The organism is Paenibacillus sp. P46E, from assembly GCF_001909095.1.
GTDB lineage: Bacteria > Bacillota > Bacilli > Paenibacillales > Paenibacillaceae > Paenibacillus_AQ > Paenibacillus_AQ helianthi.
In genome coordinates, this window is the sequence record NZ_LVYZ01000002.1 from 64655 (window position 1) to 80539 (window position 15885).

The 15885-nt window shown below is 52.0% G+C and carries 14 protein-coding genes; 5 read left to right on the forward strand and 9 right to left on the reverse strand.

The features are described from left to right. Window positions 1-2: 2 nt before the first annotated feature. The 3 genes from A3849_RS01635 to A3849_RS01645 form a co-directional block, all read right to left on the reverse strand. Window positions 3-1271, reverse strand: coding sequence for an ABC transporter permease (locus A3849_RS01635; RefSeq protein ID WP_143191703.1), 1269 nt, complete (start codon window positions 1269-1271; stop codon window positions 3-5). After that, entirely contained in the window at window positions 1250-2023 is a 774-nt protein-coding gene (locus A3849_RS01640) for an ABC transporter ATP-binding protein (protein ID WP_083613328.1), read from the reverse strand. Before A3849_RS01640 ends, A3849_RS01635 begins: the two co-directional genes overlap by 22 nt. Window positions 2024-2146: 123 nt before the next feature. Next, window positions 2147-3451, reverse strand: coding sequence for an MFS transporter (locus A3849_RS01645; protein WP_074109876.1), 1305 nt, complete (start codon window positions 3449-3451; stop codon window positions 2147-2149). 333 nt (window positions 3452-3784) lie between these two features. Here A3849_RS01645 and A3849_RS01650 point away from each other — a divergent pair, with 333 nt between their 5' ends. Beyond that, window positions 3785-4252: a MarR family winged helix-turn-helix transcriptional regulator gene (locus tag A3849_RS01650; RefSeq protein WP_074086810.1), complete on the forward strand. Its 468-nt coding sequence runs from the start codon at window positions 3785-3787 to the stop codon at window positions 4250-4252. A gap of 166 nt (window positions 4253-4418) precedes the next feature. On the opposite strand, the gene A3849_RS01655 is transcribed toward A3849_RS01650, so the two are convergent. Both A3849_RS01655 and A3849_RS01660 read right to left on the reverse strand, forming a co-directional pair. After that, window positions 4419-4976 (reverse strand): GNAT family N-acetyltransferase, encoded by a 558-nt coding sequence (locus A3849_RS01655; protein WP_074109877.1) that lies wholly within the window; start codon window positions 4974-4976, stop codon window positions 4419-4421. 214 nt (window positions 4977-5190) lie between these two features. After that, window positions 5191-5490: a hypothetical protein gene (locus tag A3849_RS01660; protein WP_074109878.1), complete on the reverse strand. Its 300-nt coding sequence runs from the start codon at window positions 5488-5490 to the stop codon at window positions 5191-5193. A 238-nt stretch (window positions 5491-5728) separates the two neighbouring features. Here A3849_RS01660 and A3849_RS01665 point away from each other — a divergent pair, with 238 nt between their 5' ends. Continuing rightward, complete coding sequence (locus A3849_RS01665; protein ID WP_074109879.1) at window positions 5729-6208, forward strand: GAF domain-containing protein; 480 nt, start codon at window positions 5729-5731, stop codon at window positions 6206-6208. A gap of 131 nt (window positions 6209-6339) precedes the next feature. Here A3849_RS01665 and A3849_RS01670 read toward each other — a convergent pair whose 3' ends face one another. The 3 genes from A3849_RS01670 to A3849_RS01680 are packed head-to-tail and all read right to left on the reverse strand — an operon-like array spanning window position 6340 to window position 11113. After that, entirely contained in the window at window positions 6340-8772 is a 2433-nt protein-coding gene (locus A3849_RS01670) for a glycogen/starch/alpha-glucan phosphorylase (RefSeq protein ID WP_074109880.1), read from the reverse strand. A gap of 49 nt (window positions 8773-8821) precedes the next feature. Beyond that, complete coding sequence (gene glgD / locus A3849_RS01675) at window positions 8822-9925, reverse strand: glucose-1-phosphate adenylyltransferase subunit GlgD (protein WP_074109881.1); 1104 nt, start codon at window positions 9923-9925, stop codon at window positions 8822-8824. Window positions 9926-9949: 24 nt separating this feature from the next. Beyond that, window positions 9950-11113, reverse strand: coding sequence for a glucose-1-phosphate adenylyltransferase (locus tag A3849_RS01680; RefSeq protein ID WP_074109882.1), 1164 nt, complete (start codon window positions 11111-11113; stop codon window positions 9950-9952). Between the two features lie 469 nt (window positions 11114-11582). Here A3849_RS01680 and A3849_RS01685 point away from each other — a divergent pair, with 469 nt between their 5' ends. The 3 genes from A3849_RS01685 (at window position 11583) to A3849_RS01695 (ending at window position 14732) form a co-directional block, all read left to right on the forward strand. Then, window positions 11583-12269 carry a response regulator transcription factor gene (locus A3849_RS01685; protein ID WP_074086803.1) on the forward strand — a complete coding sequence of 229 codons (687 nt, stop codon included), beginning with the start codon at window positions 11583-11585 and terminating at the stop codon, window positions 12267-12269. Further along, window positions 12266-13897, forward strand: a complete 1632-nt coding sequence (locus A3849_RS01690) for a sensor histidine kinase (protein WP_074109883.1) — start codon at window positions 12266-12268, stop codon at window positions 13895-13897. The genes A3849_RS01685 and A3849_RS01690 overlap by 4 nt, the downstream gene beginning before the upstream one ends. 268 nt (window positions 13898-14165) lie before the next feature. Beyond that, a complete protein-coding gene (locus A3849_RS01695; protein WP_074109884.1) occupies window positions 14166-14732 on the forward strand; it encodes an FAD-dependent oxidoreductase in 567 nt (188 codons plus the stop codon). Between the two features lie 117 nt (window positions 14733-14849). On the opposite strand, the gene A3849_RS01700 is transcribed toward A3849_RS01695, so the two are convergent. After that, window positions 14850-15833, reverse strand: coding sequence for a glycosyltransferase family 2 protein (locus A3849_RS01700; RefSeq protein WP_074109885.1), 984 nt, complete (start codon window positions 15831-15833; stop codon window positions 14850-14852). Window positions 15834-15885: the final 52 nt, after the last annotated feature.

Consider the following 15885-nt stretch of genomic DNA (forward strand, 5'->3'; position numbering starts at 1 on the left):
TATTATTTAGCAAAACGGAATGCACTGAACATATTGGCAATCAGATATCCGGCCCCGCCGCCAATAGGAATAAACAGCAGCAGCCCTAGCCAGCCATACAGAGGCAGACAGATAGCTGCCGAGCACAACAGGGCAAACGGCATCAGCATGAGCGGTAGCGCTTTTGCTCCCGCCTCTGCTTTTTGTTCTTTGGTAAATGGTAAAATCCCAATGTAGTCATCCCCTGAAAACAGCAGCCAGTAGGAGGACAGCCAGTAGGACATTAATGCGATCAGCAGTGCGAAGATCAGCCATTTCAACATAGAAGGAACAATTAACACCGCTATTAATCCCACTCCGGTAAATGACAGATACAGCTTCAAATGGGACGGGTTCCGCACCAATGCCTTGATAGCAGCGGCCGTGAACCGGCTCTCAGGCAGCGTAGACTTCAGCAGCGGCTGCGATTTCCGGAAGATCCAAGGCTTGTACCGCGTAGGCCGCGGTTTATCGAGCACCCCGCGCAGCATTAGCGCAGCGATTCTCATCCGCTGCTTGTAGTCCTCGCGCACATCATTTATGAAAGTGCCGCGCAAACGCAAGCGATAGCGGATAGCCCAGGCCGTCACTACCGCAAATAAGGCAGTGACCAGCAGCAGAAGCAGAGGGCTGTCCTTGAAGTACAGCCCAGCCCGGATATAGACGGCACAGGGAACGGTAACTGCAGGAATCAGCCATAGCCAGCGGCGGAAGCCCTGCCGCTGGACCTTGACGATATGCCCGAGCAGCTTGACACACCAGCTGCAGGCAATCGTCATGGCAAGCAGTGCCCAGGCCGCAGCCGGACTGATGCTATAGCCATGGACGATGAAGGGGAGCAGAATGACATACAGCACAGCCATCTTCAGAGCTGTGACTACGAGACTGTAGAGTGTTCCCCGCAGCACAATCGTCCGGATCCAGTCCTCCCGTTGCCTGAGGAATAACAGATCCCCTTCCTGCAGCAGCAGAACCAGGCCTCCGGTGGCCACCAGGATTGCCAGCAGGGCGAGAATGATTACAAAGGGTAAATCTGCTGCCCATGCAGGCAGCTCTTGATTCCAGAAGCCATAATAAAACCGTCCGCCCAGCAAACCGCCTGGAATGATAATATACAGCAGCACCGTCCAGTCCGCAGCAGTACGGATGATAGCAGATTGCTCGCGAAAATGGGAAAACAGCCGACGCCGGAATAGCTTCCGTGCTGTGGGAAAAGCAAAGGCACTTTTGCTCATGTCAGTTCGTCGAAGCAATCAAACAACGACGCCTCCGGCAATCCCGCCTGGGCGCGGATATCTTCCAGTGTCCCCGTTGCTGTCATTCTCCCTCCGGAGACCAGCACGAAGCTGTCACAGATTTTTTCGGCCGTGTCCAGCACATGCGTTGACATCAGCACTCCGGCTCCGCGCTTGCGCTCAGCTTCCAGGAGACGAAGGAAATCCTTGGTCGCACGCGGATCAAGCCCGATGAACGGCTCATCCACAATATAGACATCAGGCTGAACCAGAAAGCCCAGCATCAGCATCATTTTTTGTTTCATACCCTTGGAGAAGCCTGCCGGAAGATCGTTGCGCACCTGATCCATACCGAACTGGGACAGAAGCTTATCGGCCGTGGCCTCAAAGGTTTCGTAGGACAAGCCATAAGCGGCTGCAGCCAGATCCAGATGCTCCCACAACGTCAGATCCTCATAAAATACGGGCTGCTCCGGCACGTAAGCATAAGATTTGTTCTCTCCGCCAAGCTTCACCCGGGCTTTGGCATGCTTCAGCAGACCCAGGAGGGTCTTGATTGTGGTGCTCTTTCCCGCTCCGTTAGGGCCAATCAAACCCAGCAGCTGGCCTTGCTGTACCTGAAAAGAGATATTGGATATTCTCTTATCGCCTGCCTCATAGCCCGCTTCTTCAATATAGACATCCAGCACAATGTCCCGTTCCGTATTCCCCTGTTCATAATCTCCAATTGATCCAAGCCCTTGTACCTGCGGTGCTTCCGTCTCTTCCATACTGCTCTCCATCTCCTAAACCATAATAGCTGGCGTATATCACCGCCTGCCGGATACACTCCGGTAATCCGATCATATCACCCTCAGCCACCCTGTACCAGCTTAGTTCGGCGGACAGTCCATTTAGGCTACTGATTGTTCAAGGGCGTGTGACGCCTTGTCTCTTTTTTCGATTCCCGGCCGCAGGAAGAGCAGCGACGCTCCAAGCAGGGCTGCCAGCATACCTGAGACAATGAAAGCCGTGACCGGACCGGAAACGGTCACTAATGCCCCACCGGCTACCGGCCCCAGAATAACCGCTGCACTGGTCAGACTGCCCACAATTCCAAATACCCGGCCCGTATAGGCTTCCGGTGTCCTGCACTGCAGCATCGAGTTGAATGGAATAAGTACAAAGCCTGCGCCGGCACCGGCGAGAATAAACGAACCGAACAACATTATATTCATCCAAAGGCCAGCCTGTCCGTACGCTGTCACAAGAGCAGCACTCGTAAATACAGAGCCCATGAGAATCGTTCCTGTCGCCATGAACACAAGCGGGCGCTTGCTACTGCCCATCCGTCCCACTACGAGGGCCGAGAGCAGAGTACCGAAGCCGCTGGCAGCTACGCACCAGCCCAGCAAATCGGCATTCACTCCGGGAATTCCCCGGAACAGAGTAACGGTCTGGGAATCAGCAATCTGAAGCACCAGCAGGGCTGCTACAATCATCACGACGCCACTGAGCACCACTGGCATACCGGCAATCAATCGTAAACCCGCACCAGCTTCCTTGCGGAAAGAATGGCGAAGCTTTGGCATATCAGCATCCTCATGCACTCTGTCTGTCTTGAACATCCCCGAGCGCGGCAGCCCCAGCAGAATGACCGCCGATACGATGTAGCTCACCGAGTCAATGATGTAGCAGGCGGAAATTCCGACGGCCGCAACAAGCAGACCTCCAATCGCGGGACCGATAATTTTGGTAATCTGCTCTATGGAAGAGCTGAGCGCTACCGCTTGATCCATTTGTTCAGGCGGCACCAGCTCTTTGAGCTTGCCGCTTTTGGCCGGAGAGAACATTACATCCAGAACCCCCTTCGCCAACAGCAGGACATAGACTTGCCAAAGAGAGCCCGCAAATACCAGACAAGCCACAATCCCGGCACGCACCAGATCAGACCCGATCATGATTGCTTTGCGGTCCATCCTATCACTTAAATATCCTGCGAATGGCCCCCCTAGAAGCATCGGTACTGCCATGCATAAGGAGACGGCGGTTATCTCCCAAGGTGAAGCCTGCCACTTCAGCCCTACCATAGTGAGCAGGGCCAGAATATGCAGCCAGTCCCCTATATTGGATACCAGCTGTGCTGTGATTAGCACTACAAATGGCTTGTTGGCCGTGAGTTTCACTGCCTGCGCCGCATTTCCCTGATTTTCTTTCATCCTTTATCCGCTCCCCGTACAATTGGTTATCTACTGTAACCATAATAAGGAATTGCACAGGAAGGTTCATCGAACCCTGGTTGTAATTACCTGCTGATCCTGAGGCTGATTTCCCGCTCCTTCCAGAGACGGATTACGGCAATCTCCAAAAAATTCACAACTTTTGTGCACCCGTAAAAAATTGTTTGATTTTTAATAATTAAAAGTGTGCTCATTGTGACAAATCACATGTTCAACATCCATTCTTTGACGTATTGTAAAGCTAGATCAACGAAATAAGGATTCCAAACCGTGTGGGCAAGCCCTCACGATTAACAATAGAGGTGGAGAAGCATGATACAATCCTATGAACGCGATACTCAACTGACACTGCATTTGTACCGGGTTTTTGCCAAGTCTTTCAAGAGCATTAATGAGCATGCCGTAACCGGCAGCAAGATTGAAGGCTTCAATCCTACGGCTTTCGCTGTCATGGAAGTCCTATACTACAAGGGACCACAGCCTATTCAACAGATCGGCGCCAAGCTGCTGCTGCAGAGCGGCAACGTTACCTACGTAATCGACAAGCTGGAAGAACGCGGCTACCTGCAGCGCAAACCCTGCCCAAGCGACCGCCGGGTGATCTTTGCCGAGTTGACTGCAGAAGGCGAACGTCTCATGAACGAAATGTATCCGAAATATTCGGAGCGGCTGCATCTTGCATTTAGCGGACTGAGTGATGAAGAGAAGGAACAGATGATTACCCTGCTTAAGAAGATGGGCCTGCAGGCTGAGAAACTCTCTCCGCTTCCCCGCAAGTAGGATTTAGGCCTCAGAGGTTGTGAATCAATTCACGTTCAGGCTAATCTAAATAGAAAACGGCCGCGCCCCCTGTACAGGAGAGCGCGGCCATTTTTTGTACTTTGGAGCTTCGGGATGACCAGGTTCAGCCTTTGCTTCCTCACGCTGTGCTCCTTCATTCCTGAAGTTAGTCCTTTTGTGAGCCCTCAAGCAGTGCATACAGGACTACATCCTGGAATCCCGCTTCCGTATGCCGGTATTCATGCAGCAGACCCTCCCGCCCAAACCCGAGTGACTGGAACAGCCGCTGCGCCCGGATATTATCCGGATGGCATAACGCTTCGATCCGGTTAAGGCCCATCACGGTGAAGCCATAGTCCAGCATCAGCTCCAGCGCCTCCCGCATGTAGCCTTTCCCCCAATAATCAGGCAGCAGCTCACAGCCGATTTCTCCTCTGTACGCTCCTTGCAGCTGCCAGCTGTTATAACCGCAGCTGCCGATAATATTCCCGTCATGCCCGAGGATGCTCCAGCGCAGACTTTCTTCCTCACGGGACATTTGTAGGAGAATCGCTATCAGCTCTTCCGCCTCCTGCGGAGTAGACAGCGGCGGTGCAGCCAGCCAGCAGGCAACCTGCGGATGCGACCAGATGGCGAACAGGTCTGCCGCATGCTTCGCCTCCATCGCGTGCAGCTTTACTTTTTTTCCGTGCAGGACAGGGACTTCTCCGCCACATACATACAAGACGATCGTCTCCTTTCAGCTCTATTTAGTATACATCAGATGCAAGGCTTCCGAAGCAGCGATACTATGTATGGCTATCAAGTATCCGTTTGAAGGGAGAAATAGCAGGATAATTTGTAGCGTAAACAGTAGCTTATATTTTAAAATAGCGCCTGTCATGGGTGCTTGTCACCCGCAACAGACGCTGTCGTTATTCTAATGTAACCGCCGGGAGCTATCCGGACGCCCCTGCCGCTCTGACTGGCTTAAGAACTTCGGTGTACAGCACCTGAAGCTTCTGCTGGATCGCCTTGAATTCCTCAATTCCCGTTCCGGTAAGACTGTAAGCCTCCCCATGGGCAGTCAGGAAATTCTCCTGGGAGAGCCGCTCCAGCTCCTGCTTCACTTCACGTTCCGCCACCCGGTACCCCAGATTCTCCAGCTCCGGCAGCATCTCTGCCATTGTCAGATCCTTCTCATGTGCATAATACAACATATGGATTCCTATGAACAAGTTCTGTACATCGGCGCGCATATCCCACTCCTTCCGGCCAGAAGCCTTCGGTATTTATAACTGCATTACCCTGGGGAGGGAGTTCGGAAACATCAACCAGATATGGTAACCGGACGTTCTTTCCCCTAAGCCGCTGATGTAAAATTCAAACAATCCGTGAAAATCCCAGGAAGGCTTGACGTATCCCGCCGGGCTGTACTATGTTGGTAGTTACAGTTATGGATTTATGCTGATTTATCGTACAGGAAGGTGATGCTTCATGTTTCAAGCCATGCCCTATGATGGCACACGCAGCGAGCGGTTTGAATCGGTTCTCAGCCAGCTCGGCGCACTGATGGACGGCGAGCCGAATGCCATTGCCAATCTGGCCAACGCCTCCGCACTGCTTAAGTACTCTCTGCCGGATACCAATTGGGCCGGCTTCTATTTATTCGACGGCAAGGAGCTGGTCCTCGGACCCTTCCAGGGATTGCCGGCCTGCCTCCGCATTCCGCTGGGCAAAGGGGTATGCGGTACGGCCGCTAGTGAGCGCCGTACACTGGTCGTTGGTGATGTACATGCCTTCCCTGGGCATATCGCCTGTGACGAGGCTTCAAACAGCGAGATCGTCGTCCCGCTGGTCCAAGGCGAACGCTTGCTGGGGGTGCTTGATATTGACAGCCCTATTAAGCACCGTTTTGATGATGAGGAACGCCGTTTCCTGGAACGCTTCGCCGCACTGGTTGCCGACGTCATCTGATACGCTCCGTAATCAGACAAAAAGACCTTCACCGCCGCAGAACAGTCTGCGATGGTGAAGGTCTTTTTGCTGCCGGGGTGCTGGAGAGAACCCTCTCTTCCCGCACCCCAGTTTATTCAGTGGGGCTCTGCCTACAGGCGCACCGGACTGATATTCCAGATCTCGGATGCATAGCGGGCAATGGTATTGTCACTGGAGAATTTACCGGAGTGTCCAATATTGATAATGGACTTCTTCAGCCATTCCTTCTGGTTGCGGTAAGCCAAGTCAATATTGACATGGGTCTCCACATAGGAAGCGAAATCCTTAAGCACAAAAAACTCATCGTTATTGTCCAGAAGCGACTGATACAGTGTATCGAATTCCTGGGTATTGCAGCAAATAGGCCCAGGGGTCACGAGCTGATCCAGCACTTCCTTCACCCGGCTGTCGCCGTTGTAAATATCACGTGCATGGTAACCGCCGTATTGATAGTAATCCATAACCTGCTCCGCACGAAGACCAAACAGGAACATGTTGTTATCCCCGACCATTTCATGCATCTCCACGTTCGCCCCATCCATCGTTCCGACGGTTAGCGCACCGTTCATCATGAACTTCATGTTCCCGGTACCTGAGGCTTCCTTGCTGGCGGTAGAGATCTGTTCACTGACATCAGCAGCCGGGATAATCTTCTCCGCCAGGGATACCGAATAATTTTCGAGGAAGAAAATACGGATCTTGCCCTTGATCTGCGGGTCCTTATTGACGACATCGGCTACCGTGTTGATCAGCTTGATGATGCGCTTCGCCAGGTGATAGCTTGGCGCTGCTTTGGCACCGAAGATAAAGGTGCGCGGCACTATATCCATAGAAGGGTTATCCTTGAGCTGATTGTACAAGTGCATGATATGAAGCACATTCAGCAGTTGGCGCTTATATGCATGCAGACGCTTAACCTGCACATCGAAGATCGAGTCCGGATCTACCTTAACGCCATGCTTACTGAAAATATACTCAGAGAGGCGCAGCTTGTTGCGGCGCTTAATGCCGGCTACCTGCTCCTGGAAGGAAGCATCCTCACTGTACTTGATCAGGCCGATCATTTCCTGCGGATGATGAACCCAACGCGAACCGATCGATTCAGTAATCAGTCCGGCCAGCTCCGGGTTCGCATGAAGCAGCCACCGCCGGTGGGTGATGCCGTTAGTCTTATTATTGAAACGGTGCGGATACATCTCATTGAACAGGCGCATTTCGCGCTTCTGTAGAATCTCTGTATGCAGAGCCGCCACCCCATTAACGCTATGGCTGGCTACGATCGCCAGATGGGCCATGCGTACCTGATCATCATGAATGATTGCCATTTGATTAATCCGGTCCTGATCTCCCGGATATTTAGTCATCAGCTCCCCGCAGAAGCGGGCGTTAATCTCCTCGATAATGAGGAAGATACGCGGCAGAAGCTCCCGTACCATGCTGATCGGCCATTTTTCCAGCGCTTCGCTGAGAATGGTATGGTTCGTATAGGAGACCATGCGAGTAGTGATACTCCAGGACTGATCCCAGCCGAGTCCGTGCACATCCATCAGAATCCGCATCAGCTCCGGGATAACCAGTGTAGGATGCGTATCATTGATATGCAGGGCTACTTTGTCCGGCAGTGATTCAATGCCAAGCCCGTTCTTGCTGTAGGTCCGCAGAATACTCTGCAGCCCCGCGCTGCACAGGAAGTACTGCTGCTTCAGCCGGAGCAGCTTGCCTTCATACTGCGAATCATCGGGATACAGAAACTCGGAGATCGACTCTACCGAACGCTTGTATTCCAGATACTTGTGGTAATCACTTCCGGCCAGAGAACCGAACATCCGTGAAGGCTGGGTGATGGACTCTGCGCTCCAGTTGCGCAGTGTGTTCACATGCCTGCGGTCTGCACCGATGACCGGTACATCATAAGGAACCGCGCGCACCGCTTCATAGTCCTTATGCTCGAAGGCCAGCTCACCGTTCTCCTCACGGGTCTCGATATGGCCCCAGAACCGCACCTCTACCTGCTTGTCTTCCCGACGCACTTCCCATACGTTATCATTCTGCAGCCAGTAATCGGGCAGTTCCACCTGATACCCGTCAACGATTTTTTGCTCGAACAGGCCGTATTTATAACGGATGCCACAGCCGTGCCCTGCATATTGCAGGGAAGCCAGTGAATCCAGGAAGCATGCCGCCAGACGGCCCAGACCGCCATTGCCGAGGCCCGCGTCCGCTTCCTCCTCTTCCACATCCCGAAGGCAGAACCCCAAATCCGTAAGTCCTTCACGTACAATCTCAAGCACGCCCATATTAAGGAGGTTATTGCCGAGAAGTCTGCCGATTAGAAACTCCATGGAAAAATAGTATACCTGCTTATCCTTATCGGCTTTGAACTTCTGGTTAGTATCCGCCCAATTCTTACCCGCATTTTCACGGATCATATTGCCGAGAATGTTGTAGATGTCGGCGTTCGATGCTTCCTCCAGCGGCTTGCCCAGTTTCCCGATGAGTGTCTCGCGGAACACTTGTTTAAAAGTCTCTTTATCGTTGAACAACAGCAGGTTCCTCCTGACAAATGCTTTTTTTAAAAGAATGGCCTCACGGTTAAATCTTGCTGCTCTTGACAATCACAAATGGTCGTTTGCTGTCCCCGACAAGTATCCGGTCCTTACTTAGTTGCACATCTTTATCCATAATGACATTCTCAATCACGGCATTCTCTTCGATCACACATTTCTGCATAATCACCGAATTAATGATGCGCGCGCCCTTGCGGACCTGTACTCCCCGGAAAATCACGCTGTTCTCCACGGTCCCCGCGATAATGCAGCCGTTGGCTACCAGCGAATTGCTGACCTCCGCGCTGTCCAGGTAGCGGGTAGGAGCTTCATATTTTATTTTCGTCTGAACCGGGTTCTCTTTGAAGAGCCCGAAATAATTATCCTGCTGCAGCAGTTCCAGACTGTTCTTGTAATAACTCTCCAGAGAGTTGATTACGGCATGATAGCCTGTATATTCATAAGCGGAAATCTTGAACTTGTGGCGGTTCTTCTGAATGGCGTCACGGAAAAAGTAACTCTCCCCATGCGCAATGCAATATTCCACCTGCTCCAGAAACAGCTTTTTTTCCATAATAAAAATATCCAGATAGACGCTATGATGATCCTTCTCCTGATGAATCTCCGTCACATTATTGTCCTCGTCTACATCAACCCGCAGACAGGGATCGTGCTCCGGCTTAAGGACGTCAATCTTCTTGTAAACCAGCGTAACATCTGCACCCTTCTCCATGTGATATTGAAATACATCCTGGAAATCGACGGTGTTGATGTGCTGGCTGCCGGAGAACACAATATATTTGGCTGAAGCCCGTTTGAAGAAATCGAGATTGTTGTGATAGTGCTGCAAATCTCCCAGGGAGGTATCTGTCGGATCATTCCAGTCAGGCGGCAGAATGAACAACCCCCCGTGCTTGCGGTTCATATCCCACGATTTGCCGTCACCGAGATGGTCCATCAGCGAACGGTATTTACGGCGGACAAACAGCCCTACGCTCTCCAGCTCCGCACGCATCATATTGGAGAGAACAAAGTCAATCAGCCGGTAGCGGCTGGCAAAAGGCACCGCCGCGCCGCAGCGGAAATAGGTCAGCTCGTTTAATTGGTCCAGTTCATGGTCAAGATTGATGACACCCATGAGTTCTTTCATCGAAATCCCCCCGTCCTCTGCTGATTATATGGTTTTGGCTGCAACGGATTTGCGCTTTTTGCTTCGATTGTCAATCAGCAGAATTTCTTCCTCATCCTCCCGCTCAATCCCGATCTCCATGTAATCTTCAATGACCGTATTCTCACTGATAATGGCTTTGTGAATCCTTACATTCTTTCCGATCTTGACCTTGGGCATGATGACAGAGTCCGTAATCACACTGCCTTCACCCACTTCCACACCGTAAAAGAGTACAGAATGCTTCACTTCTCCGTGGACGATGCAGCCTTCATTAATGATGCAGCCCGATACCTTCGCTCCTGGAGCCACATATTGTGCCGGCTGGTTCGGGTTGCGGGTGAAGATACGCCAGTTCGGATCGTTCAGATTCAGAGGCGGAGTATCGCTCAGCAGATCCATGTTCGCTTCCCACAGGCTGGTTACAGTACCTACATCTCTCCAGTACCCTTCAAAAGGATACGCAAAGAGGGATTGGCCATCCGCCAGCATCAGCGGAATAATATCCTTGCCAAAGTCATGGGACGAGCCGGCGTTCTCTCCGTCCTCCAGGAGATGCTTACGGAGCACCTCCCATTTGAATATATAGACACCCATGGAAGCCAGTGTACTCTTCGGATTGGCCGGCTTCTCGTCAAATTCATAAATTTTAAGATCTTCATCCGTATTCAGTATGCCAAACCGGCTGGCTTCCACCAGCGGAACATCGATAACCGATATGGTGCAGTCGGCATTTCTGGCCTTGTGGTACTGCAGCATCGCATGATAGTCCATCTTGTAGATATGGTCTCCCGACAGAATCAGTACATGCTCCGGATCGAATTGATCCACAAACTTCAAATTGCGGTATATGGCATCTGCTGTGCCACGATACCAGCTGCTCCCGTTCTCCCGTTCATGCGGCGGCAAGACAAATACCCCGCCGTCCTTGCGGTTCAAGTCCCAATCGCTGCCTACTCCGATGTATGAATGAAGCACAAGCGGTTCATACTGCGTCAGCACACCGACAGTATCAATTCCCGAATTGGAGCAGTTGCTCAAAGGGAAATCAATAATCCGGTAGGTCCCCCCAAAATAAACAGCGGGCTTTGCAAGCGACTTGGTCAATCCCTTCAACCTTTTCCCTTGGCCTCCCGCCAATAGCATGGCTACCATTTCTTTTTTCTTCATGGAAGAGCCTCCCTTAACATATGGGTAGTGAAGCATGTAATCAAGTAGGTTGGATGATGAATAGAGCAGCGTAGATTTAACCCAGTGCAGAAATAGAAACTCCAGAAAGAAGTGTAGCAAAAGAGACGTGCTTCATAGGAATAAGATAAGGTCAAAAACGGGGAAAACACATAGAATTAGGACTTATTTCCAGCCACAGAAAGACTCCTTAGGCCGGGTGGTATCCTTATTGTAAAGTGTTCTATAGCCGCCGTCAAAACCCTTTATCATCCCGTTCAAAAACTTTTAAATTCTGACTAAACTTCTTATTAATAGCATTAAAATCTCCGTATAATTAGATTAACCATTATGATTAACCCTGAAAGACTATTTCGAATCCTTTCGTTAATTTAATGTTTCCATCTTCAGCAAACTTTCATTCTGATATGTCATAATGTAGCTAACTATTACCGATGTGGAGGAACAATGCATGAAGGCTGCCCAAGGTGTACGATTGCTGCTCGTGGATGATGAGCCTCATATTCTCCAGTTCCTGGAGCTGGGCCTGAACAATGAGGGCTTTGAAGTAAGAACCGCTCCGGACGGGGTCAGTGCCATTGCCGTTGCTGCGGAATTCAAGCCCCATGTGGCCATTCTGGATGTAATGATGCCGGGGATGGACGGGTTCGAGCTCTGCCGCTATCTCCGTTCGGAGGAATCAGAGCTTGCCGTAATCATGCTTACAGCCAAAGATGAAGTGGATGACCGTGTTAAGGGTCTATCGATCGGGGCTGACGATTATATGGTCAAGCCGTTCAGCTTCGAAGAGCTGTTGGCCCGGATTCAGGCACGCCTGCGCAACCAGTTCCCTGGACTGCTCGGCGAGGTGCGCTGCGGACCATTCCGGATCGATGGCCGGCGCAAGGAAATCCGCCATAAGGACGAGGTACTGGAACTGTCCCCTACCGAATATGAGCTGCTGCAATACCTGGTCATCAATCATGGTCTGGTGCTGAGCAAACCGATGATTCTGGACAAGGTATGGGGCTATGATTTCGGCGGTGAGGAGAATATCGTAGAGGTCTACATCCGTTCCCTCCGCGAGAAACTGGGCGACAAAGAACACCGGATCATACGCACGCTTCGGGGTGCGGGATATCGGGTGGATCTGGTATGATTGCCCGGGCCAAGGGCCTATTCGGCAGGCTCCCCGCGCCGCGCTCCTTGCGCAAGCAGCTGCTGATCATTTCACTGCTGATTCTCTCCGGTCTGCTGCTCTTAATCGGTGTGCTTCAGTATGTACTCATGCGTGATTTCATCTACACCAACCGGGCGGAATCCATGGAAACCCAGATCCGTTCCGTGCCGCGCGAGATTTTTTTCAACTCGCTGGCTTTCAATAACAACGGTGGGAAGGAATCCGGGGTAAGCAGCGGAGAACCAGGCAGCGGCACCCGTGGCAGCACTGGTACTCCAACTCCCGGGCTGCCGCCTGTAAACGGCAGTACGGGCGGTATTGGCGTCCCTGAAGGCAGCGGCACTTTCATCCCCGGCAATATGCGTAACGCTGCCAACCGGCGTCCGCTTTTGCTGGACGCCCATACGACCCTCGCGATTTACAGCACGAGCGGAGGGTTCAAGGATTTCCAGGAGGAGACCCTGTCTGATTCTTCTGCTCCCAGATTATCCGATGCGGAGTATACTAACCTGCTGAAGCACACCACCGACAAGGCTACGGGGAGCTACCGGCTCATTACCGCTCCGGACGGCAGTGAGCATCTGGCCGTATTCATGAATCTCGGCAAACCCCAGGAGTCCCGGATGCTGCTGCAGATGAGTGTGAGTACAGGCCCTCTGAAGGATGTAATCATGCAGCAGCTGCTGATTTTTGCAGCCTTGTCGGTTGCAGCCCTGCTGGCCGGGCTTCTCCTGTACCTGCCAGCCCTGCGCAAAACGCTGGTCCCCTTATCCAACATGGGGGAGGCCGCACAGATTATCGATGCAGGCAATCTGAGCGAGCGGTTCCCCGTAAACCAGGGACAGACGGAGATCGACAAGCTGTCCCGCTCATTCAACGGAATGCTGGAGCGGCTGGAGATTTCTTTTCAAGGTGAGCGTGAAGCCAAGGAGCAAATGCGGCGTTTTGCCGCTGATGCCTCCCATGAGCTTAGGACCCCGCTGACGTCCATCCATGGATTTCTGGAGGTGCTGCTGCGTGGAGCTGCGGACAACAAGGAGCAGCTCATGAGTGCGCTAAGAAGCATGCACGGAGAATCGAAACGGATCAATAAGCTGGTAGAGGATCTGCTCCTCCTGGCCCGCATGGACGGAGCTCCACAGCTTAACATCAAAACTATGATGCTGGGAGATGTGATCACCGAGATGCAGCCGCAGCTCCTCATGCTTGCCGGAGAACGCAGGGTTACCTTCGAGATCGCTCACGGCATCCGCGGCATATATGATCCCGACAAGCTGAAGCAGGTGATTCTAAATCTATTCCACAATGCTGTACAACATACCGGTGCTGAAGAGGGAATTATCCATGTTAGCCTGGTTGCCCGGGGCACGGAAGCCGAACTGACTGTGAGGGATAATGGCTCCGGGATCGCGGCAGAGCATATTCCCCATGTATTTGAAAGATTCTACCGGAGTGATTCTTCACGCACCCGCAAATACGGCGGATCAGGACTCGGACTCTCCATAACCAAATCCATTGTGGATGCACATCACGGCGATATCCGTGTCGACAGCCGCCCCGGTGAAGGAACCTCCTTCAAGGTTACCCTTCCCTGCTTCACAGATTAGCTAATGAAGAATCCTTAACGTTATAATAGTAAGTGAGACGCTCACCAAACTTAAAGCCTATGCTTCCGGAGTGAGTTTTGTTCGAAGCGGTTCGGTTGATGTGTAGGCTCACCAAACTTAAAGCCTATGCTTCCGAAGTGAGTTTTGTACGAAGCGGTTCGGATGATGTGTAGGCTCGCCAAACTTAAAGCCTATGCTTCCGGAGACAGTTTTGTACGAAGCGGTTCGGATGATGTGTAGGCTCACCAAACTTTTAGGAGGTTATGTTATGTACGAAATCGCCATCATCGGGGCCGGCCCTGCCGGTGCAAGTGCAGCCCTGTTCGCCGCCAAGGCGGGCAAAAAAACGCTGTTAATCGACAATGATAAAGGCATGACGCGCAGAGGCTGGTATGAGAATTACTACGGGATTGCTGAAATTGGCGGGCCCGAGCTCGTGGAAACCGGTCATAAGCAGGCTGTGAAATTCGGTGCGGAATTAGTTGCAGACCAAGCGGTGAACCTCACTGCAGCCGGCGAGGGCTTTGTCATTGAGAGTGAGAGCGGCGCTACCTATGAAGCCAAGCACGTAATCCTGGCAACGGGTGTGCTGACGGATCTGGCCGCCAAAGCCGGTGTAGACACGAAGGACGGCACAGAACCAAGAATCAAGACCGTTGTAGCCGTGAATGCGGAAGGCAAAACCAATGTCGAAGGTATTTGGGCTGCCGGTACGGTAGCCGGAGTAAGCGTCCATGCCATTATTACTGCCGGAGACGGTGCGAAGGTTGCTATTAATATTATCAGTGAACTGAACGGTTCAAGATATGTGGATCACGATCTGCTGAAGGCTTAAACTTATTGTTCGGCACGAAAGAGCTTCAGGCAAGTTAAGGCCAGCCCGAGATACATTTCCGGCTGGCCTTTTTGGACATCGGTATTTGATCCACAGGGTTTCAGCCGCCATCGCCAATTATTTATGAAGCTGCGCCACCCTTTGCTCGCTTGCACCTTGCTGCTGCTTGCCGCTGTAAAAGTCCTGGACAATATAGAGCGGGCGTCTCTTCGTTTCATCATAGATCCGGCCCACATACTCACCCAGAATACCCAGCATAATCAGTACAAATCCGTTGAATGTTAAGGTAATGCCGATCATCGATGCCCAGCCCTTAACGGCTGCATCCGTAAACAGCACCAGGTACAGCACATACATAAGATACAGAAATCCGGCAACCGATAGCAGCCCTCCCAGGTAGCCCGCCAGCTTCAGCGGCTTGTAGGAAAAAGAGGTAATCCCATCCAGTGACAGCTTGATCATGCGCTTCAGCGGGTATTTCGTTTCACCTGCCAGCCGTTCATCACGCTCATATTCGATAGCCTTCTGGCGGAAGCCGACCCAGCTGACCAGTCCGCGGACGAAGCGGTTTTTCTCCGGCAGCCGTTTCAGTTCCTCGCATACCTTGCGGTCGATCAGCCGGAAGTCGCCCGTGTCCACCGGGATTGAGATGTCCGTGGAATACCGCAGCACCCGGTAAAAGAGACTTGCTGTCCACTTTTTAAACAGAGATTCCCCGTTCCGCTTCACCCGTTTGGCATATACAACCTCATAACCGTTGTTCCATTCCCGGATCATATCCAGAATCAGCTCCGGCGGGTCCTGCAGATCAGCGTCGATGATGACTACCGCATCCCCCAGTGCATAATCCATGCCCGCGGTAATGGCAATCTGATGACCAAAGTTGCGGGAGAGATCAATCAGCTTCACGCTCTCATCCCAATAACTGTATTCCTCAATCATCTGCGCACAATTATCCGTGCTTCCGTCATTGACGAACAGCAGCTCGTAAGCCTCTCCTGTCGTTCCCATTACCTTTTTTATCCGCCGGTAGGTTTCTTGAATAACCGCCTCTTCGTTGTACATCGGTATGATTATGGAATAGCGCACGTCCGTACTCATGAGCAGCTCCTCCTTAATTTCATTTCTTGTCGTGAAGCGCGCTTTTGCCAAA

Bases quoted from the DNA above. Each gene is read 5' to 3' on its own strand.
- A3849_RS01640 (WP_083613328.1), bottom strand. From the start codon at position 2,023: ATGGAAGAGACGGAAGCACCGCAGGTACAAGGGCTTGGATCAATTGGA.
- A3849_RS01645 (WP_074109876.1), bottom strand. From the start codon at position 3,451: ATGAAAGAAAATCAGGGAAATGCGGCGCAGGCAGTGAAACTCACGGCC.
- A3849_RS01650 (WP_074086810.1), top strand. From the start codon at position 3,785: ATGATACAATCCTATGAACGCGATACTCAACTGACACTGCATTTGTAC.
- A3849_RS01660 (WP_074109878.1), bottom strand. From the start codon at position 5,490: ATGCGCGCCGATGTACAGAACTTGTTCATAGGAATCCATATGTTGTAT.
- A3849_RS01665 (WP_074109879.1), top strand. From the start codon at position 5,729: ATGTTTCAAGCCATGCCCTATGATGGCACACGCAGCGAGCGGTTTGAA.
- glgD (WP_074109881.1), bottom strand. From the start codon at position 9,925: ATGAAAGAACTCATGGGTGTCATCAATCTTGACCATGAACTGGACCAA.
- A3849_RS01680 (WP_074109882.1), bottom strand. From the start codon at position 11,113: ATGAAGAAAAAAGAAATGGTAGCCATGCTATTGGCGGGAGGCCAAGGG.
- A3849_RS01685 (WP_074086803.1), top strand. From the start codon at position 11,583: ATGAAGGCTGCCCAAGGTGTACGATTGCTGCTCGTGGATGATGAGCCT.
- A3849_RS01690 (WP_074109883.1), top strand. From the start codon at position 12,266: ATGATTGCCCGGGCCAAGGGCCTATTCGGCAGGCTCCCCGCGCCGCGC.
- A3849_RS01695 (WP_074109884.1), top strand. From the start codon at position 14,166: ATGTACGAAATCGCCATCATCGGGGCCGGCCCTGCCGGTGCAAGTGCA.
- A3849_RS01700 (WP_074109885.1), bottom strand. From the start codon at position 15,833: ATGAGTACGGACGTGCGCTATTCCATAATCATACCGATGTACAACGAA.